Annotated in this window: 17 protein-coding genes and 2 pseudogenes; 14 read left to right on the top strand and 5 right to left on the bottom strand. The window is 43.8% G+C overall.

The window, feature by feature from the left end:
- Positions 1–69 precede the first annotated feature (69 nt).
- Together A0256_18115 and A0256_18110 are read right to left on the bottom strand one after the other, a co-directional pair.
- Complete coding sequence (locus A0256_18115) at positions 70–1,095, bottom strand: glycosylasparaginase (GenBank protein ID AMR33195.1); 1,026 nt, start codon at positions 1,093–1,095, stop codon at positions 70–72.
- 189 nt (positions 1,096–1,284) lie between these two features.
- Positions 1,285–1,509 (bottom strand): annotated as a pseudogene (locus A0256_18110) (hypothetical protein).
- Between the two features lie 53 nt (positions 1,510–1,562).
- On the opposite strand from A0256_18110, the gene A0256_18105 reads away from it, so the two are divergent.
- From A0256_18105 to A0256_18085, 5 genes and pseudogenes are all read left to right on the top strand, one after another.
- Positions 1,563–2,507, top strand: coding sequence for a DNA-binding protein (locus A0256_18105; GenBank protein AMR33194.1), 945 nt, complete (start codon positions 1,563–1,565; stop codon positions 2,505–2,507).
- Between the two features lie 442 nt (positions 2,508–2,949).
- Positions 2,950–5,268, top strand: a complete 2,319-nt coding sequence (locus A0256_18100; protein ID AMR33193.1) for a hypothetical protein — start codon at positions 2,950–2,952, stop codon at positions 5,266–5,268.
- A 1-nt stretch (position 5,269) separates the two neighbouring features.
- Positions 5,270–6,727: pseudogene (locus A0256_18095) on the top strand (sulfatase).
- A 58-nt stretch (positions 6,728–6,785) separates the two neighbouring features.
- Positions 6,786–7,811, top strand: a complete 1,026-nt coding sequence (locus tag A0256_18090) for a peptidylglycine monooxygenase (protein AMR33192.1) — start codon at positions 6,786–6,788, stop codon at positions 7,809–7,811.
- A gap of 23 nt (positions 7,812–7,834) precedes the next feature.
- Positions 7,835–9,991, top strand: a complete 2,157-nt coding sequence (locus tag A0256_18085; GenBank protein ID AMR33191.1) for a hypothetical protein — start codon at positions 7,835–7,837, stop codon at positions 9,989–9,991.
- Positions 9,992–10,023: 32 nt separating this feature from the next.
- Here A0256_18085 and A0256_18080 read toward each other — a convergent pair whose 3' ends face one another.
- Entirely contained in the window at positions 10,024–10,536 is a 513-nt protein-coding gene (locus tag A0256_18080) for a hypothetical protein (protein ID AMR33190.1), read from the bottom strand.
- Positions 10,536–11,870 carry a dihydroorotase gene (locus A0256_18075; protein ID AMR33189.1) on the bottom strand — a complete coding sequence of 445 codons (1,335 nt, stop codon included), beginning with the start codon at positions 11,868–11,870 and terminating at the stop codon, positions 10,536–10,538. The genes A0256_18080 and A0256_18075 overlap by 1 nt, the downstream gene beginning before the upstream one ends.
- A 158-nt stretch (positions 11,871–12,028) precedes the next feature.
- Between A0256_18075 and A0256_18070 the strand changes: the two genes are divergently transcribed.
- The 8 genes from A0256_18070 to A0256_18035 all read left to right on the top strand — a co-directional run bounded on the left by A0256_18070 (position 12,029) and on the right by A0256_18035 (position 21,336).
- Complete coding sequence (locus A0256_18070) at positions 12,029–13,387, top strand: DEAD/DEAH box helicase (protein AMR33188.1); 1,359 nt, start codon at positions 12,029–12,031, stop codon at positions 13,385–13,387.
- Positions 13,353–13,661: a hypothetical protein gene (locus A0256_18065; GenBank protein ID AMR33187.1), complete on the top strand. Its 309-nt coding sequence runs from the start codon at positions 13,353–13,355 to the stop codon at positions 13,659–13,661. Before A0256_18070 ends, A0256_18065 begins: the two co-directional genes overlap by 35 nt.
- 12 nt (positions 13,662–13,673) lie before the next feature.
- Entirely contained in the window at positions 13,674–14,003 is a 330-nt protein-coding gene (locus A0256_18060) for a gliding motility protein GldC (protein AMR33186.1), read from the top strand.
- 4 nt (positions 14,004–14,007) lie between these two features.
- Positions 14,008–14,430 carry a hypothetical protein gene (locus A0256_18055; GenBank protein ID AMR33185.1) on the top strand — a complete coding sequence of 141 codons (423 nt, stop codon included), beginning with the start codon at positions 14,008–14,010 and terminating at the stop codon, positions 14,428–14,430.
- A 97-nt stretch (positions 14,431–14,527) separates the two neighbouring features.
- Positions 14,528–17,965, top strand: a complete 3,438-nt coding sequence (locus A0256_18050) for a hypothetical protein (GenBank protein ID AMR33184.1) — start codon at positions 14,528–14,530, stop codon at positions 17,963–17,965.
- A 1-nt stretch (position 17,966) separates the two neighbouring features.
- Positions 17,967–18,806 carry a chemotaxis protein CheR gene (locus A0256_18045; GenBank protein AMR33183.1) on the top strand — a complete coding sequence of 280 codons (840 nt, stop codon included), beginning with the start codon at positions 17,967–17,969 and terminating at the stop codon, positions 18,804–18,806.
- Entirely contained in the window at positions 18,796–19,389 is a 594-nt protein-coding gene (locus A0256_18040) for a hypothetical protein (GenBank protein AMR33182.1), read from the top strand. The genes A0256_18045 and A0256_18040 overlap by 11 nt, the downstream gene beginning before the upstream one ends.
- A gap of 9 nt (positions 19,390–19,398) precedes the next feature.
- The gene (locus tag A0256_18035; GenBank protein AMR33181.1) at positions 19,399–21,336 is read left to right on the top strand and encodes a hybrid sensor histidine kinase/response regulator; all 1,938 of its coding nucleotides are present in this window, start codon (positions 19,399–19,401) and stop codon (positions 21,334–21,336) included.
- A 33-nt stretch (positions 21,337–21,369) separates the two neighbouring features.
- Here A0256_18035 and A0256_18030 read toward each other — a convergent pair whose 3' ends face one another.
- Positions 21,370–22,179, bottom strand: coding sequence for a hypothetical protein (locus tag A0256_18030; GenBank protein ID AMR33180.1), 810 nt, complete (start codon positions 22,177–22,179; stop codon positions 21,370–21,372).
- 113 nt (positions 22,180–22,292) lie between these two features.
- Between A0256_18030 and A0256_18025 the strand changes: the two genes are divergently transcribed.
- Positions 22,293–22,976: an ABC transporter permease gene (locus A0256_18025; protein AMR33179.1), complete on the top strand. Its 684-nt coding sequence runs from the start codon at positions 22,293–22,295 to the stop codon at positions 22,974–22,976.
- Positions 22,977–23,014: the final 38 nt, after the last annotated feature.

The following is a 23,014-nucleotide window of genomic DNA, read 5'->3' as shown; positions in this document are numbered from 1 at the left end:
GGAGTGAACTAGCCAGGCGATTGCGAAGTTTCGGATTATCTTCGTGTTAAACCGCCCTTCAGAATCGAATTAACCCTTTTTCGCATCCTTGAATGCGCTTTTACCCGGTATCAATAAATCTTGCTTATCGGCATTACACACCGCGAAAGAGAAACCTTCCTGAATGGCATAAGCGCCATATTCGCCTTTTTTATTGATAGCTAAAAACCCAACCTGGATACTCTTTGCGGTTTCGGGTTTCTTTCTAATGATGCGCTCTACAGCTTCCCTGCATGCTTCTTCAGGAGAACGCCCCTGGCGCATCAGTTCAACAACCAGGAAGCTGCCAACGTTACGGATCACTTCTTCGCCTACACCGGTAGAAGTGGCACCGCCCACTTCATTATCTACATAAAGACCGGCCCCGATTATGGGACTATCGCCAACGCGGCCATGTAGCTTAAACGCCATACCACTAGTAGTACACGCACCACTAATATTGCCTTTAGCATCAATGGCCAGCATACCGATGGTATCATGATTATATTTACCGCCCAAACGATGCTGCTGATTTTCTATGTTCATTAGAGGAGAATATTTGGCTGTTTTCAGCCATTTCTTCCAATCGCGTTCAGATTCTGCTGTCAGTAATTTTTCACGTTTAAAACCTTGCTCAACAGCAAACTGGCTTGCGCCGTCGCCCACCAGCATCACATGCGGTGTTTTTTCCATCACCAAACGCGCTACAGAGATAGGGTGGGCAATATCTTCCATTGCCGCTACTGATCCGCAATTACCAAATTCATCCATAATACAAGCATCCAAAGTAACGTGCCCGTCACGGTCGGGGTAACCTGCCCGGCCAACGGTGTGGTTTTTCATATCCGCTTCTGGGATCTTCACACCGGCCTCAACGGCATCTAATGCCCGACCGCCAGCCGACAGTGTTTTCCAGGCTTCTTTGTTCGCTGCGATACCAAAATCCCAGGTGGAAATAACGATAGGTAGACTGCCAGCAGCCGGAACCGTTATTGGCTTTGCGATTGAGTATTTAGATATAGCTGCTAACGAGGTGGTTGCAGCAGAAAGTTTGATGAATTTCCGACGGTTAAACATTCCGCAATATAAAATAATCAGGTATAAATAATTGCCTCTTTATCAGGTTTGATACAAAAATCGCTATCCGGCCTCATTAAGGCATGCTAAATATTTCCGGGTAGGTAGTACTTTAAATGTTTATAGTAATTGAGCCCTTCCTGCTGGAGAGTAATATACGAGGTGTATTAACTATGATTACAATTCGTTGTCTTCTGCCAGAATTTCGTTGCAGCGTTCCAGGTCGTGTTCAAAGATCTTTAATTTTATGCCACCAATGGCCTGGTTGTAAAATGGGTAGGCGGTAATGGCGTTTTCATCGGCAATGAAACAGGGGACGCCTGCATCCTCCAACCTGGTGCGGATGATGTGGGCCAGCATTGGATCGTAATAGGTTTGAAAAGTGATGATCTTGTCATTGGTGGTATCGCTCATAATTATATAAACCTTGTGGGTTTAAATTAGTTTAATTTAACTTATTTTGGTCTATGAACCGCATCGACCGTATCTCCGCTATTTTGATCCAGCTGCAATCTCGCCGGGTGGTAAAAGCCAGTGATATTGCCGACCGGTTTGAGATCAGCCTGCGCACAGTATACCGGGATATAAGATCGCTGGAGGAAGCAGGTATCCCGATCATAGGCGAAGCCGGAGTAGGATATTCCCTGGTGGAAGGCTACCGTTTGCCCCCCGTAATGTTTACCAGGGAAGAAGCTACAGCATTCCTTACGGCAGAAAAGTTTGTGGAGAACATGACAGATGTTTCTACAGCTGCACAACATAAATCGGCCATGTACAAAGTAAGGGCAATTTTAAAAACCGCCGAGAAGGACCTGCTGGAAAGTATGGACAACAACATCGCTGTATTTAAAAGCCCGGCCCGCCAAAGGCTAAATAATAACGATCATTTACAAGCCATCCTTGCGGCGGTTGCCAATAAAAAGGTGCTTTGTATTGATTATACAGCCGGGTACACGCAGGCAGATACCAGGCGCGAGGTAGAGCCAGTGGGCATCTTTTACCTGGATAGCTATTGGCATTTGATTGCATGGTGCCGGATGCGAGCCGACTACCGCGACTTTCGCATCGACCGGATTAAGACGCTCACCGAAACAGTGCAAAGCTTTGATGATAAGCAGCATCCTACCTTGAAGGCATTTATCAGGCAAACTGCACAGGATAAGAAACTCGAAACTATAGTGATGCGCGTGGCTAATGATATCATTCCTTTTATCAGCGAGCAGCGTTATTATAACGGTTTTGTTTCAGAAAAGGTAGAAGAAGACATGACTGAAATGACCTTTTTGAGCAACTCCACTGAAGGCTTTGTCCGTTGGTTTATGATGTTTGGAGACCACGCCGAGATCATCACTCCACAAGTGGTGCGCGACAGGGTAAAGTATATTGCCCAGCAGATTGTTGGGAAAAATTAGACAGCTGCAACTTGGCCAAGCGCTCTCATCCGGACAGCAGAAACTGAGGAAGGAAAACTAAAACCTTTACTATATTTAGATTATGTAGAATGTTGTTTGATAGGTTTTTATACAACAGTATAACATTTAGTAATAACTATTTATAGGCGCCTATCTGCGGCCGATGCCAAGTTTTTGTATCCCGAATTGGCATATGGTGTATACATCGAAAGTAAGAAACGCTCAGGTTGGCTATGCTGGCTTTTGCTTAACGTATTTTGCAATATGGAGATTAACATGCCACGTACTTTTCTTAGCCTAGGCTAATATCAATCCGTTTTAATGGTTTATCCACTGAAAATATAGCCACATATTGGATAATTCTTGCCATATATTTAGTAAACAAAAAAGTTTTCGAATTTCTATATTTGAACTAAGCGCATTGTAAACCAACTCAAAGCTAATGTTCAGGAAGATATTTTATGTTTGGCTACTCATTGCCGGATGCTTGCTATATATGATGAATGGCTGTAATTCAACCGGGCAGGCAGAAGCGGAGCGGATTCCCGATACCATCAGTTACAATTTTAACATCCGGCCAATTCTTTCGGATAAGTGCTTTAAGTGCCACGGGCCAGACGCCGGGCACCGGGAAGCTGATCTCCGGCTTGATCTGCCGGAAGTGGCTTACCGGGCTTTAAAAGATAATCCCACAGCCCATGCACTAGTGCCAGGCGATCCTGATCTTTCAGAAGTTTATCGGAGGATATCTACTAAAGATACTGCCGAGCAAATGCCGCCGGTGTCGTCCAACCTCAAAAAGCTTACGTCATATGAAGTTGAACTGATAGAAAAATGGATAAAACAGGGTGCTAAATATGAAAAGCACTGGGCCTTTTTAGCTCCGCATAGCCAGGTGGTTCCGCAGGTGGATAATAAAGAATGGCCAAAAAATACGATAGACAACTTCGTGCTCGCAAAAATGGAGGAAAAGGGTCTTGCACCTAATCCGGAAGCCGATAAAGAACGCTTGTTGAAAAGAGTAGCGATGGATTTGACCGGGTTGCCGCCCAGTTTGCAGCTAATGGATAAATTCCTGGCTGATAAAAGCCCGGATGCTTATCAAAAAGTAGTAGATGAGTTAATGGCAAGTCCGCAATACGGAGAGAAGATGACCTTGCATTGGCTGGATGTTGCACGTTACGCCGATTCGCACGGTTACCAGGATGATAACTACCGCAGCCAATGGCCGTGGCGCGATTGGGTGATCCATGCTTTTAACGAAAATTTGCCCTACGATAAATTTATAACCTGGCAATTAGCGGGTGATCTGATGCCCAATGCGACCAAAGAGCAGATCCTGGCAACGGGTTTTAACCGCAACCATAAGATTACTGAAGAGGGGGGCGTAATTGACGAAGAATACCGTATCAGCTATGTAACCGACCGCACCAATACTTTTGGTAAAGCAATGTTGGGTGTTACGCTGGAATGTGCCCATTGCCACGATCATAAATATGACCCTTTCTCACAAAAGGAGTACTACCAGGTATTTGCATTTTTTAATAATGTGATAGAACCCGGCCTGCAATCAACCGTTGGCGGGCCGGAAACCTACGCCAAACGCCCGATGATGCAGATCAGCAATGACGATGTTAAAAAGGTACTGAAATTCATCAATAAGCAGGATACCGATAAGCTCATCGTTTCCATAATGGCAGATAGTAATAAAGTGCGGCCTACTTATTTACTTAAGCGGGGTAATTACGATGCGCATGGCGACATGGTTGCCGCCGGGACGCCAAAATCCATCTTGCCATTTACGGGTAATTATCCGCAAAACAGGTTGGGATTATCGCAGTGGCTTTTTAATAAAAATAACCCTTTAGCTGCAAGAGTTTTCGTGAACCAGGTTTGGCAGGAGTTTTTTGGCAAGGGTATCGTAAAAAGTTCGGGTGACTTCGGGATGCAGGGCGACTTGCCATCACACCCGCAATTGCTGGATTGGCTCTCAGTAGATTTTAGGGATCATGGCTGGAACATCAAACGCCTGGTGAAGCAGGTAGTGATGTCGGCAACTTACCGGCAATCTGCGGTGGTGACTGCCGAACGATTGAAAAGTGATCCTGAAAATACCTATTTAACCCGTGGCCCGCGAAACCGGCTACCGGCTGAATTTGTGCGCGATATGGTTTTAGCCAGTAGCGGTTTACTCAACCAGAAAATTGGCGGCCCCAGCGTGAACCCTTATCAACCACCCGGCCTCTGGGAAAACGCCACATCGGGCAGAGGGCAATTGGCTACTTACAAACAGGTGCACGGTTCTGACTTGTATCGCAGGGGTATGTATACGCTTATTAAACGCACGGTGCCGCCTGCGTCGCTTGGGATTTTTGATGCCAGCAACCGCGATCAATGCGAAGTGAAACGCCTGCGTACCAATACACCCTTGCAAGCCCTGGTAATGCTGAATGACCCTACTGTGCTGGAATCGGCCCGCGTGCTTGCTGCTAAACTTTTGCAGGATAAAAGTAACCCGGTTGACAAGATAACGAAGGCCTTCCGGTTGATCCTATGCCGGCACCCACAGCAAAGAGAACTTGACATATTATCAGCTTACTACAACGCTGAATTAAAGCAAATGACAAAATCAGATGCGGAGAAGCTATTGCATGTGGGCGAATCGGCTGTACCAGCTAATGCCGATAGACTAAAGTTGGCGGCTTTGATGAAAGTAGTAGATACATTGTACAATTTAGAAGAGGCCATAACTAAAACGTGATATGGAAAAAGACTATTTAGAAAACAGGCTCAATATCAACCGGCGCAGGTTTTTATCCCGGCTGAGCCTGGGGATTGGCAGTGCAGCCTTAGGTTCCTTGCTGATCCCTGATCTGTTTACCGGAAAGGGTGATGAAAGTGAAGCCGATTTTATTCCCGGTATCCCCAATTTCGCACCCAAAGCAAAACGGGTGATCTACCTTTTTCAGGATGGTGCACCATCACAGCTGGAATCATTTGATTATAAACCCAGGCTGCGCGAAATGATGGGGCAGGAGCTGCCTCCTTCTGTACGCGGTAACCAGATCCTCACTGGGATGACGGCTAAACAAGCCTCATTTCCGCTGGTTGGGTCGTTTTACGATTTTAAACAATATGGCGAATCCGGTGCCTGGGTGAGCGATCTTTTCCCGCATATTGGCAAAATTGCAGATGATATCTGCATCATCAACTCGTTGAATACCGATGCGATCAACCACGACCCGGCGCTCACCTTTTTCCAAACCGGTGCGCAGCAGGGTAACCGGCCAAGCATGGGTTCCTGGGTAAGTTACGGGCTCGGTAGCGAAAATAAAAACCTCCCGGCTTTTACAGTTTTACTGTCTAAAGGTAAAGGCAACGGGCAGGGAGTATATTCCAAATTATGGAGCAACGGCTTTTTAGATTCTATTCACCAGGGGGTACAGTTCAGCAGTGGTGAAGATCCGATACTTTACCTCAATGATCCTGAGGGATTAAACAGACACGATCGCCGTAAAATGCTGGATAATTTGGCGGCGCTGAATGATATCAATTATAAAGAATTTGGCGACCCTGAAATTAATACCAAGATCCAGCAATAGGAAATGGCCTACCGCATGCAAACTGCCGTGCCGGAGATCATGGACGTGTCCAAAGAATCTGATGATATTGTTAAGATGTATGGCCCGGAGTGTTTAATTCCAGGTACTTATGCTGCCAACTGTTTGCTGGCGCGTAAGCTCTCAGAAAACGGTGTGCGTTTTGTACAGCTTTATCACCAGGGATGGGATCAGCACAATAACTTGCCGCAGGAAATGGCTGGCCAGGCAAAGGATGTTGACCAGGCATCGGCTGCTTTGGTAACTGATTTGAAACAACGTGGCTTACTGGATGAAACTTTGGTGATCTGGGGCGGTGAATTCGGCCGCACCAACTACAGCCAGGGCAAGTTGGAAAAAGGCAATTATGGCCGCGACCATCACCCGCGCTGCTTTAGCGTTTGGATGGCCGGCGGCGGAATTAAGCCGGGTCTGGTGTATGGGAAATCTGATGAACTTGGTTATAACATTGTTAAAGATCCTGTACATGTGCATGATTTTCATGCTACCATACTCAACCAATTGGGTATTAACCATGAAAAATTAACCTTCAAAAGCCAGGGTAGAAGATACCGGCTCACCGATGTGGCAGGGAATGTTATCAAAGGTATAATTAGTTAATTTACCGGCAAATGTCAGACCGGTGGAGTGATATCTTAATCGGTGAAATCTACACATAATGGAACGTAAAGAATTTATAAAACACACAACAGTTATGGCTGCAGGGCTTATTATAACTAAAGATCTATTTGCAAAGGATAAAGGGCCGGTGTATGGCCATGGGAACATGCGTTACCGGATGGATAAGGACTGGAGCAAGGCAGATTCACAAAAGAACCCGGTGAATGATTGCCACGAAATGGTGCAGGATTCTAAAGGCCGGATTTTACTGCTAACCAATGAAACGAAGAATAATGTAATGATCTACAATACCTCCGGTAAGCTGCTTGGCACCTGGGGGCACGATTTCCCGGGGGCACACGGGCTTACACTTTTTAACGAAAATGGTACCGAGGTGCTTTTTATAACCGATACTGTAAAAAACCAGGTCTATAAAACAACACTTGATGGCCGCCTGCTGATGACCATTGACGTGCCAATGGACACCGGGGTATATAAAGAAGCCAAAGAGTTTGTACCAACTGAAACTGCCATAGATACCAATGGTGATATTTTTATAGCTGATGGTTATGGCGCACAGTTTATAACGCATTATGATAAGAACGGCAAGCTAAAAGGCGTATTTGGTGGTAAAGGGGAAGGTGACGAACATTTGGATAATGCGCATGGCATTGTAATAGACAGGCGGAACGCTGTGCCTACATTGCTAATTACAGACCGTACCCGTAATTGCTTTAAGCGATTCAGTATGGATGGCAAATTACAGGAGATCATCAAACTCCCTGGCGCATGTGTTTGCCGCCCGGTTATCAAAGGCGATCATCTGTACGCAGCCGTGCTTCGTTCCCCTGATCTTGGTAAGGCAAACTCCGGTTTTACTACGATATTGGATAAAGGCAATAAGGTGGTATCAAATATAGGCGGTACCGAGCCGGTTTATACCAACGGTGTATTACAGCCAATGGCGCAGGCCGAGCAAATCTTTTTGAATCCGCATGATGTATGCGTTGATAAAGACGACAATCTATATGTGGCGCAGTGGGCTTCGGGCAAGGTTTTTCCTTATAAATTTACGCGCGTTTAAACCTTGCAGATTACTAATCAACTATGAAGAGCAGCCACAAAGGTTTTGCGGACGCAGCACTGTTTGCGCTTAATATTTTCATTTTGGTGTTGCTTGCCGCGGGAAATAGCCTGGTAGTGCCGCAATGGTTGCAACCTCTCGGCCGGATGCACCCGCTTATATTGCATTTCCCGATAGTTATTTTGACGCTGGCCATGCTGATGGAATTCTTTCGCTATCGGCCGGAGTTTGTCAACGAACGATTGTACCAGGCATTTACCAATTACTTGCTGGTGTTGGGAGCGGTGCTCTCGTCAGTTACTATTATAATGGGGTTGTTGCTATCCCGCGAAGCGGGGTATGAGGGCGGTAATTTACAATGGCATAAATGGTTTGGGGTAAGTGTAGCTTACCTTGGTTATGGGGTTTACCTTATTCGTAACCGCGATCGCTATAGTGCTGCTATTGCTAAAACAGGTGCGTTTGTAACGGTGTTTTGTTTGATCATGGCCGGGCATTTTGGAGGGAATATTACCCACGGTGATGACTTTGTTTTTGCCCCTGTAATGGATAAAGAAAAATCAAAGGTATCATTGGATGAGGCCTTGATTTACAGGGATGTTATAGCTCCTATCTTTGAGGTAAAATGTCAGAGTTGTCACAATGCAGATAAAATGAAAGGGGGCCTGTCGCTTAGTGATGAAGCTTCGATTTTAAAGGGCGGGAAAAAGGGCAGGCTTTTCATCCTCGGTGATCCAAAAATCAGCTTATTGCTTGATCGTGTTCATATGCCCGAGCGTGAGAAAAAGCATATGCCGCCGGCCGGTAAACCCCAGCTTACCGATGACGAAAAGCTTTTGCTTTATTTTTGGGTGAAGAACAATGCCGACTTTAAGAAAAAGGTGATCGACCTGCCGGCTAGTGATTCCTTGCGAATGCTCACTGCAAGCTTGTTTAAACCGGCAGAAAGCACTTCCGAATCTTACGATTTTTCGGCAGCGAATGAAGATGACATCAAAAAATTGAATAATAATTACCGGGTAATTTATCCGCTGGCCAATGAATCGCCGGCATTGGCGGTGAACATCTACAACAAAAGTACCTATAGTGGAAAGGCATTGGAGGAACTGGGGCCGGTCAGCAAACAGGTTGTATCGCTCAACTTGAATAAGATGCCGGTAAAAGATGCAGATTTGAAAGCGGTTGCCAAGTTAGAGAACCTACGGCAACTGGTGCTGAATTTCAGTGAAGTGACCGGGCCCGGATTGAAGGAGTTAACAAGGCTTAAGCATCTTAAAAGCCTATCGCTTGCGGGCGTAAAGTTAAATCCCGCCGATATAAAACCGTTGACTGCTATTAAGAGCCTAACCGAGCTGGCCGTTTGGGATACCGGGTTAAAGCCGGCAGATATGTTATCGCTTCAGCAGAGTAACAAAGCACTTAAAGTGCTTACCGGTTTTAAAGACGATGGGAAGGCCATGAAACTAACCAGCCCGCAAATGAAGGATGGAGCAGTTATATTTAAACAAGACTATCCGCTGCAATTAACTAATCCAATAAAGGGTGCCGATATCCGTTACACCACAGATGGCAGTGCACCGGACAGTCTACACTCGACATTATATAAGCCCGGTGCTGTGCTAAATCAAAGTACGGTAATTCGTGCCCGTGCATTTAAGCCCGGCTGGATTGGAAGCGATACCGTTCAGTTTAACGTGTACAAAAGTTTGTATACACCAGATAGCGTTGTGTTTTTAAAAGGGCCCGATACCAGGTATAAAGGCGATGGCCCGAAAACAATCATAGATAAAGAGTTGGGCGGCACAAATTTTGGCAATGGCAAATGGCTCGCCTCCCAAAAAGATATGGAGATCTTGCTGTTGTTTAAGCAGCCAATTGCGGTTCATGCCGTTGAAATCAGCACCATGCGGAACATTGGGTCGCAAATCTTTTTAGCGGCAGAGATGCAGGTTTGGGGAGGTACAGACAAAAACCATTTAAAATTATTAACGCAGATAAAACCCGATGCACCTAAAAAGGGTGCAGCATTTGGTTTGGTGCCGTTAGCTTGCAAATTGAAATCGGTAGAAACCGTAGCCTGTATCAAATTAGTAGCAAAGCCTATCAAAACCGTCCCAGATTGGCATCCCGCAAAAGGCAAACCGGGATGGGTGTTTTTAGATGAGGTATTTATAAACTGATGGGCACTTATATAGGCTGGAAATGAATTGTTCTATTTTTCTGATCCATCATAATTATAATCTTCCAGCGTCCAGTCAATCAAAACTTCACTAAACCAATCCATAAAGTTGCTATTACAAATTTCAACGGCATCCAGCGAATGATACTCGAAATCGTGCTGCCAAAATATAACAGGGCAAAGCCCATCCATAACTTTTGCCAGGTCAAGACAATAATGATTTCCGGCACCATCGGGAGAAAAAGGCATGAAATGTGCCGGCATAGGATTGCCTGCTTCAAAATGTTCGAATTGATATATTTTGTTTAGAGCGGGGCCAGAAAACCTATCGTCGATACCATAAACTTCAGTGCCCATTAAAGAAATGCCGTTGTGCAGGGTGAGCATATATTCAAAATCGAGCGGAAGGTAGAAACCGATATTTTTTTCGAACAACCGCAATCTATCGTCGATTATCGATGTACCCAAGTGAAGGAGATCGCCGTCGAATATGTAGAGCTCGTTTAAAAGACGGTCGCATCGATTATATATGCCAGCGCTTTCCATTATCTCACAAAGCTCATCCGTTGCCCGTTCACCCCTTCAATTAACTTTCCCTGTTCATAAGCCAGGTTACCAGAAACAAAGGTATGCGTGACACTTGATTTAAATGACTGATCTTCAAATGGCGACCAGCCGCAGTTATACAAAATATTTGTTTTGCTTACCTGCCATGGTTTATTCAAATCCACCAGCACCAGGTCGGCAAAGTAGCCTTCGCGGATAAAGCCGCGTTTTTCTACCTGGAAGCATTTAGCTACATTATGCGCCATTTTTTCGGCGATCTGTTCAAGGGTGATTTTGCCATGGTGGTAAAGTTCCAGCAGGGTTACCAGGGCATGCTGTACTAATGGGCCGCCACTCGGAGCTTGCAGGTAGGGTTGCGCCTTTTCCGCCAGGATGTGCGGGGCGTGGTCAGTGGCTACTACATCTATCCGTCCATCCAGTAAAGCGGCTAAAATACCATCACGGTCGTTTTGGGTTTTAATAGCAGGGTTCCATTTGATCAGGTTGCCTTTCTGTTCGTAGTCTGCATCGGTAAACCATAAATGGTGAATGCAGGCTTCTGCCGTTATTCGCTTATTTTCCAGCGGGATATCATTGCTGAACAGATGTGTTTCCCGTTCGGTAGAGATGTGCAGGATATGCAAACGGGTATTGTGTTTTTTGGCAAGTTCCACCGCCATGCTGGATGAAAGGTAGCAAGCCTCTGCGTTCCTGATCTTGGGGTGCAGTCTTGGTGGAATATTATCGCCCAGTAATTGTTTAAAATGCTCCAGGTTGCCCTTGATGGTTGCCTCATCTTCACAATGGGTAGCAATCAGCATAGGGGAGTTGGCAAATAAATGCTCCAGTGTAGTAGGGTTATCAACCAGCATATTCCCGGTTGAAGAGCCCATGAAAACTTTAATGCCGCATACGTTTTTAATGTCGGTACGCATAACCTCATCCAGATTATCATTACTGGCACCCATGTAAAATGAGTAGTTGGCGAGGGAGTTACGGGCGGCTATCTCATATTTATCTGCAAGTAATGCTTGCGTTAATGTGTTGGGCACGGTGTTTGGCATCTCCATAAATGAGGTGATCCCTCCGGCCACTGCCGCACGGGATTCTGAGTGGATGTTGCCCTTATGCGTTAAACCCGGCTCCCGAAAATGCACCTGGTCATCAATAAAGCCCGGAAACAGGTACAAACCTTCCGCGTTGATCTCTCTATCGGCTTTTAAATCAATGGTGCTGTCGATACGCGTAATATACCCGTCTTTAATCAACAGGTCGGATACGGACTGCTTACCTTCGTTTACAATAGTTGCGGATTTGATGAGAATAGAAGCCATAACGCAAAGATATAATTAAGTATGAATGTCAGGCAGCCGTTGAATTCCGAAATCGGATAGGGAGAAAAAATTTATATAGTTCATTTGTTCCTTATTTGGACTCTCCCTACATCCGTACTATTCAGCTACCTTAAAACAAAAACCTTATCTTTGCGGCTATGGGCATATCCTTTGAAGAATTTAAATTTAACCGGCAGATCCTGAATGCTGTTGCCGATGCCGGTTATACCGAAGCTACGCCGATACAGGAAAAAGCAATCCCCCCGATATTGAACGGGCAGGATGTGATGGGTATAGCACAAACAGGTACGGGTAAAACCGCGGCTTACGTGCTGCCGATATTAATGAAGCTTAAATACGCACAGGGCGATAATCCCCGGGCGCTTATTATATCGCCAACCCGCGAACTGGCGATGCAGATAGAAGAGAACATCAAAGCGTTTGCCGTAAATACCGATCTGCGTGTTGTAGTGGTGTACGGGGGGCTTGGCCCAAAAACGCAGATAGAGAACATCAATAAAGGGGTGGATATTATCGTAGCTACGCCCGGCAGGTTCCTTGATATTTATATTGCCGGCCACATTGTTACCAAAACCATCACCACATTGGTATTGGATGAGGCCGACAAAATGATGGATATGGGTTTTATGCCGCAGATCAACCGAATTTTGGAAATTGTACCGGTTAAGCGTCAGAATTTACTTTTTTCTGCAACCATGTCTGATAAGATTCAGGAGCTGTCTCATAATTTCCTGGAGTTCCCTACTGTTATTGAAGTTACACCACAGGCTACCACTGCCGAAACGGTGGATCAGCAACTGTACCATGTTCCCAATAACAAAACCAAAATCAACTTGCTTAAAACACTTTTGGATAAAGAAGGTGATATTAAAAAGCTGATGGTTTTTTGTAAAACCCGCGTAGCTGCAGAGGATGTTTACAAGTTTCTGCTGCGCAAATACGGCGAAGACGGCGTAAAAGTGCTGCACGCCAATAAGGGGCAGAGCACCCGTATAAACTCTATCAATTCTTTTAAAAACGATTTGGTGAAGATACTGGTTGCAACTGATGTGGCATCGCGTGGGATTGATGTGAGCGATGTAAGTCACGTGATCAATTTTGATGTGCCCGTAGTGATTGAGGATTACGTACACCGCATTGGCCGCACAGGGCGCGCGTATAACTCCGGCGTAGCCATTACATTTGCCGTGCCTTCTGAAGAATATTACGTCAACAAGATCCAGAAGCTGATCAGGCAAACTATCCCGGTTCACGAAATTCCTACGGGCGTGTTTATTGAAGAAACACCTTACGAGGAACGTCAGGAGCAGGCCAAAGAGATCGACTTGCAAAAACGTAAGGAAGACCCTGATTTTAAAGGAGCATTCCACGAGAAAAAGTCTTTGGCGCAGATCAAAAAATTTGAAGCTAACAAAGCAAAAAAGAACCCGAATCATCCATCTAACAAGAAACCCGTAAAACATGGCGGACCAAAACGATCAGGCCGGAAGCGTTGATCACCCACGTAAATTCAGAATTAGCCCTTTAAACTTTGCAACTGCCGGGTTATTTATTTTAGCGGCCTATTTTTTTATAAATGGTGCTAAAATAACCGGCACTCCTTATGAGCATTGGAGCGGTACCATCACCCTTATTTTTATTCTTTTTGGTGTGGTTGTGTCATTGCTGGATATAATTTTTCGTAATTTCTTTACCGAAACCAAAAAACTGTGGGTTATAGAGTTAAGCTTTATAACTTTGGTAGCTATTATATTTTTACTTGTTAAATAGAATCTGTTTTAAATGAAGACCGCTGAAATAAAGCTTACCGTACAACTCGACGATAATAACATCCCTGAAAAAATTCTTTGGGAATCTACCGATTCTAAAAATAATGAAGCACTTCCCGTGCAGGCATTTATGCTTTCTTTGTGGGATCAGGGCTATAAAAATACACTTAAGATAGATCTGTGGACCAAAGACATGCCTGTTGATGAAATGAAGCGTTTTTTTTACGAAACCTTACAAACCATGGGCGACACTTTTTTACGCGCTACCGGCGAAACAAATATTGTGGAGGACTTGCGTGATTACTGCGCCCACTTCGCCGATAAAATGGATATAAAAAAATAGCACAATGCGCCTGCCCTCACTATTATCATTGATTGGTTTTATAATGCTGATTGCGGGTACATACTGCCCAATGCTGCGTCCGTTTCACCTGATGAACTGGAACGTTTACCAGCTCAATCAGCCATTTGGTTTATTGTTGATGCTGGTAGGCTTTATTGGTATCATTTGCACGTTTCTCAACCAGCTTAAAGTAAGCCGGTTTGCAGCCTTTATTTCGCTGATATTGGTGGCACTGCTTTTTATAGCGGCCGTTTTAAAAGTAAAGACCAGTTTTAGCTTTATTCCTTTTAAAGGCATCAATGCCTTCCTCACCAGGCAAATAGCTTTTAAATGGGGGTGGTTTGTATTATTTGCCGGCCCGGCGTTTTCAGTATTGGGCACTATGCTTACTAAAAGCAACAATAACATTTCTGCAAAAACTATTTAATATTCCTATTGTGTTTAAATTAGGTTAAAAGCAATATATTTATCTTACAACCTAATTTTTAAACATATTTGTAATAAACTTAACACATCCACAATTCATGTTAAAGCTTTCCTTTCGTAATCAGGTACTAGCCGGCTTTGGTGTATCTATTCTGCTGGTATTAATCGTTGGGATACTATCTTACACCAGCATCAAACAATTGGAAGATGATACCGTAATGGTTGATCATACCGAAAAGGTGATTAAAACAACAACCAATATCCTGCAATATTTAATTGATGGCGAAACCGGCATGCGCGGCTTTGGGGCCACTGCTAACAAAGATTTTTTAGACCCATACAACATTGCAGTTCCCCGTATTAACGAAAGTGTAACCAAGCTGAGTGAACTCATTTCAGACAACCCCATACAGGTAAAAAGAGTGGATTCACTAAAGCTGCTGGTAGCTCGGCAGCTGGCTATTTTAAAACTCAATATCGATACCCGCGAAGAAAAGGGGCTCGATTTCATGGTGGCCAACCATATGTTTCTAGCGGGCAAAGGCAATATGGATAGCATCCGGGAACTAAACAGCCGGGTTGTAGAGACAGAAAACAACTTACTGGGTTTGCGTAAAGCCAGTTCCGAAAGAGCCTCAACGCAAGCGATAATTATCATAGCTGCAGGCTGTGGAATTTTCCTGGTAATTGTATTTTTTATGTTCCGCTATATCCAGGGAACATTTGCCCGGCAGAAGCAAATTGAAGAAGAAGTTAGAGTAGCGAACGTTGAGCTGGAAAAAGTACTGGCTGAAAATGAAAATAAAAACTGGTTGCTGACAGGTACCGGGGTGCTTAATGAAAAAATGCAGGGTCAGCAAAGCGAAAAGGAACTTTCTGAGAACATACTAGCAGAAGTAAGCAAATATGCCAATGCGCTTACCGGCACGATGTATTTGTTGAATGAATCTGAAGAACGCCTGGACCTTTATGCTAGCTACGCTTACAATGATCCGGCATCTCTGAAAAGATCTATCCGGATCTCTGAAGGCTGGATAGGACAGGCGGCTAAAGACGAACGGGCAGCAGTTGTTAAAGGTAAACTGAATGATAAGGTAGAATTAGGCTCTTCAATCATTTCAGAGGAAATGATTGAGTCATTTATAGTGCCGTTCTTTTTTGATAAGCAGTTGAAAGGTGTTTTAGAGTTGGGTTTTCGAGACTCGCTGCCGGTTCAGGCTAAGGATTATATACTTTTAGTTGCTAACGATATCGGTATTGCAGTTAATACTGCTCAGGCACGTACCATCATGCACGATCTGTTTGAAGAAACGCAACAGCAAGCGGAAGAACTGGAAGCACAGCAGGAGGAGATGCGCGTAACGAATGAGGAACTGATGAATAAGACAGAAATGTTGCAGGCTTCAGAAGAAGAGCTCCGTGTACAGCAGGAAGAATTGCGCACCATTAATGCTGAACTGGAAGAAAAAGCCAGCTTATTGGAGGAAAAAAACCAGGCGATAGAAGAAGCCCGGCAGTCTATCACCCAAAAGGCCGACGAACTGGAAACAACAGGAAAATACAAATCTGAGTTTTTGGCCAATATGAGCCATGAGCTGCGTACCCCGCTAAACAGTATTTTGGTGCTGGCCCGGATCCTTAAAGATAATAAACCGCACAACCTTTCTGAAGATCAGATTAAATACGCAAGTGTGATATTTAATGCGGGTAATGATTTGCTTACGCTGATTAATGATATCCTGGATCTCTCTAAAATAGAGTCAGGCAAGTTGGATATGCAAAACGAAAATATTCGCATATCCGAAATTCTTGGTGATGTGCAGTCGCTTTTTGCAGAGATGGCGATGAACAAAAATATCACCTTTAAAACAAGTGCGACAGAAGTACCTGCAACCATTTATACGGATAAGGTGCGGGTAGAACAGGTAGTTAAAAATCTACTTTCAAACGCATTTAAATTTACCCCGGAAGGGGGCTCTATTATTGTAACTGCAATGCCTGGCCCTATTGCCAAAACAGTGAGCTTTAATATAAAAGATACCGGCATAGGCATACCTGCAGAGAAACAAAAAATCATATTTGAGGCATTTCAACAGGCTGATGGCTCAACAAGCCGTAAATATGGTGGTACGGGTTTAGGTTTATCCATCAGCAGAGAACTAGCCAGCTTGTTGGGCGGCTACATTACGCTGAAAAGTGAACCTGGTGAAGGCAGCGAATTTACTCTTACGCTTCCGTTTGAGGGTAAGCATGTGGAAGAAGAACAAACGGTACAAACGGTTGAAGACTTTACCCCGGCAGCCAGTTTCTTACCCAAAGCAATAAAGAAACCGGATGCTGCACACGAGCCTACGGTGGTGATAGTTGAGGACGATAAAAACTTTGCCAGCATTTTACAGGATTACGCACGCGATCATGGTTACAAAGCCATTATGGTGAATGAAGGAACTCATGCATTTGAAACCATCAAAGAAAAACAACCGGACGCAGTGATACTTGACATTATGCTGCCCGGTAAAGATGGCTGGCAGATTTTGAAAGAATTAAAAAATGATGAAGCAACGATGTCTATCCCGGTACATTTAATGTCGGCAGGCGAAGCGGCTGCCAACCGTGTGCGTAAGGAAGGCGCTATTAGCTTTTTGAAAAAACCGGTTGCTACCGAAACGCTGGATAAGCTGTTTACCGATATAATGGTGAATAGTGGTACCCGCTTCAAGCAAATCCTGTTGGTAGAAGATCACAAAGCCCAAAGCCAGGCATTAAAAGATCTGATGCAGAGCCAGGGCATTACGGTAGACCAGGCTTTCGACGGTGAATCGGCATTTAGAATGCTGCACGAAAATGAATACCAGTGCGTGATCCTTGATTTGAACTTGCCAGATATCTCCGGGTTGGATCTGCTGGACAAAATCAAAGAGATAGACAAGTTTATCGCCCTGCCTGTAATTATCAATACAGCAATGGAACTGGATAAAACATCGGTAAATCGCCTTATGCAATACGCTAATGCGATGGTAGTAAAAACCAGCAAATCATCAGACAGGCTGATAGATGAAGTAAACCTTTTCCTAAATAAATTGAGCGAAACCGGGGCACAGCCACAACAAGGTTCCGCACCAATATCACCCAAAAAAATAATTACCAAGAGCAAGGATAGTTTGAAAGGTAAAAAAGTATTGGTAGTAGATGACGATATGCGTAACATCTTTGCTTTGAGCAGTGCTTTGGAAAGCTATGAGTTTGACGTGGTAATAGCCAACGACGGCGAAGAAGCCATAGCCAAGCTGGAGGAAATTACTGATATCGACATCGTGCTAATGGATATCATGATGCCAAAAATGGATGGTTACGAGGCAACACGATACATCAGGAAGCAAAACAAATGGACTAAATTGCCTGTTATTGCGCTTACCGCAAAAGCGATGAAAGATGACCGCGAGAAGTGTATAGCAGCAGGTGCAAATGATTATATTACTAAGCCTGTTGATATCGACCGTCTTATTTCGTTGATGCAGTTGTGGCTTGATAACTGATATGAATAACGCGCTGGGAAAAGATAACAATTTAACTGAGGCTCAATTAGCAGAACTCATAGATCTTATAAAAAAGATCCATGGATTTGATTTTGGTGATTATACCAAAGCATCGTTAAAACGCCGTTTGGGCCGGATCATGATGCTTAAAAAATTGGAGTTTTATGATCTGAAGCATATCCTGGTGAACGATCCTGCCTTTTTTCAGGAGTTTTTGGAAGAAATAACGGTGAACGTAACCGAGATGTTTCGCGACCCGGCTTTCTATAAGGCTTTAAATACACAGGTCATACCAGGCTTGCAAACCTATCAGCACAGTAAAATATGGTGCGCAGGTTGTTCATCGGGCGAAGAAGTTTATTCCCTGGCTATTTTGCTAAAAGAGGAGGGACTGAATAATAGATCATTCATCTACGGCACGGATATTAATACCGAGGTATTAAAGGAGGCAAGAAAGGGAATATACAGCCTTCGTAAAATTAAAAGCTACGCCGAAAATTACCTGTTTACCGGTTTACCGGGGTCAATAACAGATCATTTTACGATTATGTATGATGCGGCCGCTATCCATAGTGAGCTAAAGCAAAATACACTGTTTTCTGTTCACAATTTAATCTCTGATACTATTTTTAACGAGTTTCAACTGATTAGTTGCCGAAACGTATTTATCTATTTCGAAACAGAATTGCAGGAGCGTATTCTCGATCTATTTTATAAAAGCCTTTGCCCGCTGGGCTATTTATGCCTGGGTAATAAAGAAACTATCAGGAGCGATAGTTTTCGTAAAAAGTTTAGGGTGATCAATCAGAAAGAAAATATATATCAAAAAATTGGCACCTGACAGCGAAATATCTAGGCGGTTTAGCAAATCAAAAGTACTTCTTTTAGGGGGCTCTGCCGGGGCGTTCAAATTGTTGTTCAGGATGGTCAAACTGTTTCCGCACGACTTCAATAAAACGGTGATCATTATCATTCACAGAAAAAAGAATTTTTTTAGCGAAATAGAAAAACTATTTGCTGAAAATAGCCGTATGTTGATGAGAGAAATTAGCGACAAGGATCCAATACAGGATAACGCTATCTATATAGCTCCCCCAAACTACCACACGCTGATTGAAAAAGGAGGCTATTTTAGTTTGGATGTTTCAGAAGCTGTGTGGTATTCAAAACCGTCTATTGATGTAACTTTTGAAAGTGCTGCTGAAGCATATGGTGATAACTGTACTGCTATACTATTTTCCGGAGCCAACCAGGACGGGGCAGAGGGACTACTTAAGCTAAGAAAAACAGGGGCCTTAACTATTGTACAAGACCCCGAAGAGGCAGAAATGGCCGAAATGCCAAATGCTGCAATAGGTATTGGTGCTGCTGACATTATATTACGTACTACTGAAATATTTGAGCTTTTAACAAACAGTACTTAACCTTATCGAATGACTATCCCGATAAATATCCTGATCGTAGATGACAAAGAACAGAATATTATTGCCCTGGAGGCGCTGTTGAAACGGAACGATATTCGGTTACTCAGCACTACGTCTCCTAATGAAGCGCTTAAACTAGCCTGGGAAAATCATATTTCCATAGCACTGGTGGATGTTCAGATGCCTGAAATGGATGGTTTTGAACTCGTGGAAATGTTAAAATCAAATCCACGCACACGGGATATCCTTGTAATTTTTGTAACTGCTATATCTAAAGAGAGCAAATATGCTGTAAAAGGCCTAACTGCCGGTGCAGTGGATTATTTATACAAACCATTAGACCCGTATATTACTTCAGCTAAGGTTGATTCGTTTATTCAACTGGCCCGGCAACAGGAAGAAATCAAGCAGAAAAACAATGAACTGGAAGATTATGCAGTTGTTGTGAGAAATAGCGTTGACATCATTTGTTCTGTTGATGCCGCTACCCTTCGTATTAAAACAATTAATCCGGCTGTTGAAAAGATATTGGGCTACCGCCAGTCGGAAGCGTTTGGGCGGAGTATTATTGATTTTGCGGTTGAATCTGATAAAGGGGCTTTCAAAAAAAAGCTGGGAGAGATCATAAAAGATAATCTGCAGTTTTCGGTATTTGAGTTCAGGTTTGATACTTTCGATAAACGTACCGTTTGGATAGATTGCAGGGTATCCTACCGCAATAAGATGTTATTTATGAACCTAAGAGATTGCACTCCACAAAAGAGCTATCAACAGCAACTCATCAAATCAAAAGAGGCCGCCGAATACGGCAAAAAGGTTAAAGAAAGTTTCTTAGCGAACATGAGCCATGAATTACGCACTCCCGTTAACGGGATCATTGGCCTCAGTAATTTATTGCGCAAAACAAGTCTTAGCGCACCGCAGGCCAATTTGGTGGATATGCTGGATTCTTCTTCTCAGTCTTTGCTGGGTGTTATTAATGATGTGCTTGATATCTCGAAAATTGAGGCAGGTAAGTTTAACATTGTTAGGGCACCGCATAACCTCCGTAACATAGTTGAATCGGTTTTCGGGCTCCTTAAATTTAGCGCCGACGAAAAAAGTATTGAATTTGTTCTGGAGGTAAATTCCGACGTGCCCGAAGCACTCGTGATCGATTCTTTGCGCATTAACCAGATTTTGATGAATCTTTTAAGCAATGCCATTAAATTTACCGATAGAGGGATAGTAAAGTTGAAAATATCGCTTTTGCAAAAAGACATCGACAAGGTTAAACTTAAATTTAGCGTAGAAGATAGTGGCATAGGTATTTCGGGCGACAAGCTTTCAAAGATCTTTGATTCCTTTGAGCAGGCCGAAGACGATACCGCCACTAAGTATGGTGGCACGGGGTTAGGCTTAACCATTGTAAAAAAACTGGTAGAACTTAAGGGTGGCGAGCTTACAGTAAGCAGCCAGGTTGGCATAGGCAGCGTTTTTAATTTCAGCAACTGGTTTGGGCTTGCCCAAACACCGGAGCATAAAGCCGTGATACCAGTCAAAACCCTGGAGCCTTTTGCAAATGTAAGTGTATTGCTAGCGGAGGATAACATGATCAACCAGTTTATGCTGGTGAAAATGCTTAAAGACTGGAATGTAAATGTGGTGGTGGCCGATAATGGCACTACCGCCCTGGAAAGGTTTAAAGAAGAAGACTACGACCTGATATTAATGGATACACATATGCCCGGCATGAATGGTTACCAGGCCGCACGGGCCATCCGGATGGATTTTGAGGAGCCTAAACGCAGTGTTCCAATCATATCACTATCGGCAGCCGCTTTTGAACACGAACACAAGGAAGCAATATCTGCCGGTATGAATGATGTGTTGCCCAAGCCATTTGAAGCACACGAGCTGTATAGCAAAATAGAAGAGCTGGTGATTAAAGCTAAAAAAATAAGTTAGTTTGGCCACGTTTCATGGAGCGCTTCATACATGTCAGAGGCTTTCTGCTTTGAGCAAGGCCTTGTAGTAAACCTTACCCATGTTTTTGGTTATAAATTTACGCGGCATAAAACCCATGAATACATTTCCTACCCGGTTAAAAAAGCCCGGAATATGTACATGCTTACGTGAGATGAAAGAACTGAGGCCTTCGGTAGCGGCCTGCCCAACCGGCATCAGCCAGCTTTTTAAATCGTTAAAGTTTTTGCCTTCGGTCATTTCTGTTGCAATGCCGCCCGGGGCGTAAACGGTTAGGCTAAGCAACGGATTTTTAATTTCTACGGAAAGAGCATTAGCAAAAGCCATAATAAATGCCTTGGTTGCGGAATAGATTGCCTGGTACGGCACGGGGAAGAATGCCGCCATGCTGGATACGATCATTACTCCGGCTTCAGTTTTAGTTTGCTCGAAATGACTGATGAGGCGGCTGGTCATGTAAACCACACTATTCACATTAGTTTTCATGATGTTTTCAGTTTGTTCCCACGGCAAATCTGCATGCCTGCCAAAATAGGTGATGCCAGCATTCAGGATAGCACCATAAAGTTCACCACCTGCAAGACTTTCATCAATCATCCTCACCACATCGGCGTGCAGGGAGAGGTCTGCTACGATCACTTTCACGCTGATACTGGTACCAGCCTCCAGTTCAATTTTTAATTGCTCCAATTTATCCTGGCGGCGCGCAGCTATAATTAAATTTGCCCGGTGTTTTGTAGCCAGTTGTCGGGCCATCTCCTGTCCCAGGCCTGATGATGCACCAGTGATCAGGACCCATTTTCCGGATAATTCAAGTTTCTTCATTCAGGGGTAAAAGTAGGTATTAAATTAATAATTGGTGTTTCTCTTTGCTCACTCCTCAACCACTGTTGTTAAAATAATTAACTCCCCGTAATAAGCATTATATTTGCGCCCAAATGCGGCTTTTTAACGAAACCTTCAATTTGCTTAAAAAAGAGATCGTCCTGGAGTGGCGATCAAAGTATGCCTTTAATGGTATCCTGCTTTACATCGTATCCACCGTTTTTGTATGCTATATATCATTCAACCTTAATCCAGGCTTCAAAAACAGCACGGGGTATTCTATTGTGTGGAACATTCTGTTTTGGATCATAATGCTATTTGCTTCTGTTAACGCGATTGCGAAAAGCTTTTTGCAGGAAAGTAAGGGGCGATTGCTTTACTACTATACCATAGCAAGGCCGCAGGCTATTATTTTATCTAAAACCATTTACAATTCGATGTTGATGGGCCTGCTGAGTGTTTTGGCGCTGCTCGTTTACATGGTGTTTTTTCCCAATACGGTGGGAGATTTGCTCTTTTACTTCTTGGCTGTTTTAATGGGTAGTATCAGTTTTTCAACAGTATTTACCATGATCTCCGCCATCGCTTCAAAAGCTGGAAACAACGGCACATTAATGGCCATTTTGAGTTTTCCGGTAATTATTCCGGTAATACTGTTGCTTATTAAAGTAAGCAAAACTGCAATGGATGGATTAGACAGGGGACTAAGCTATGGCTCTATCGGGGTGCTGGCTGCAATTAATGTGATCGTGATTGCTACATCGTTGATCTTGTTTCCGTTTTTATGGAGGGATTAGCCTCATTCTGCAATTTCCAGCGCAGGGAGTGGAGCTTA

Origin of the sequence: Mucilaginibacter sp. PAMC 26640 (assembly GCA_001596135.1) — a bacterium.
In the GTDB taxonomy this organism is placed as follows: Bacteria; Bacteroidota; Bacteroidia; order Sphingobacteriales; family Sphingobacteriaceae; genus Mucilaginibacter.
The sequence above is the reverse complement of the archived record's forward strand: the minus strand, read 5'-3'. Positions and strand labels throughout refer to the sequence as shown.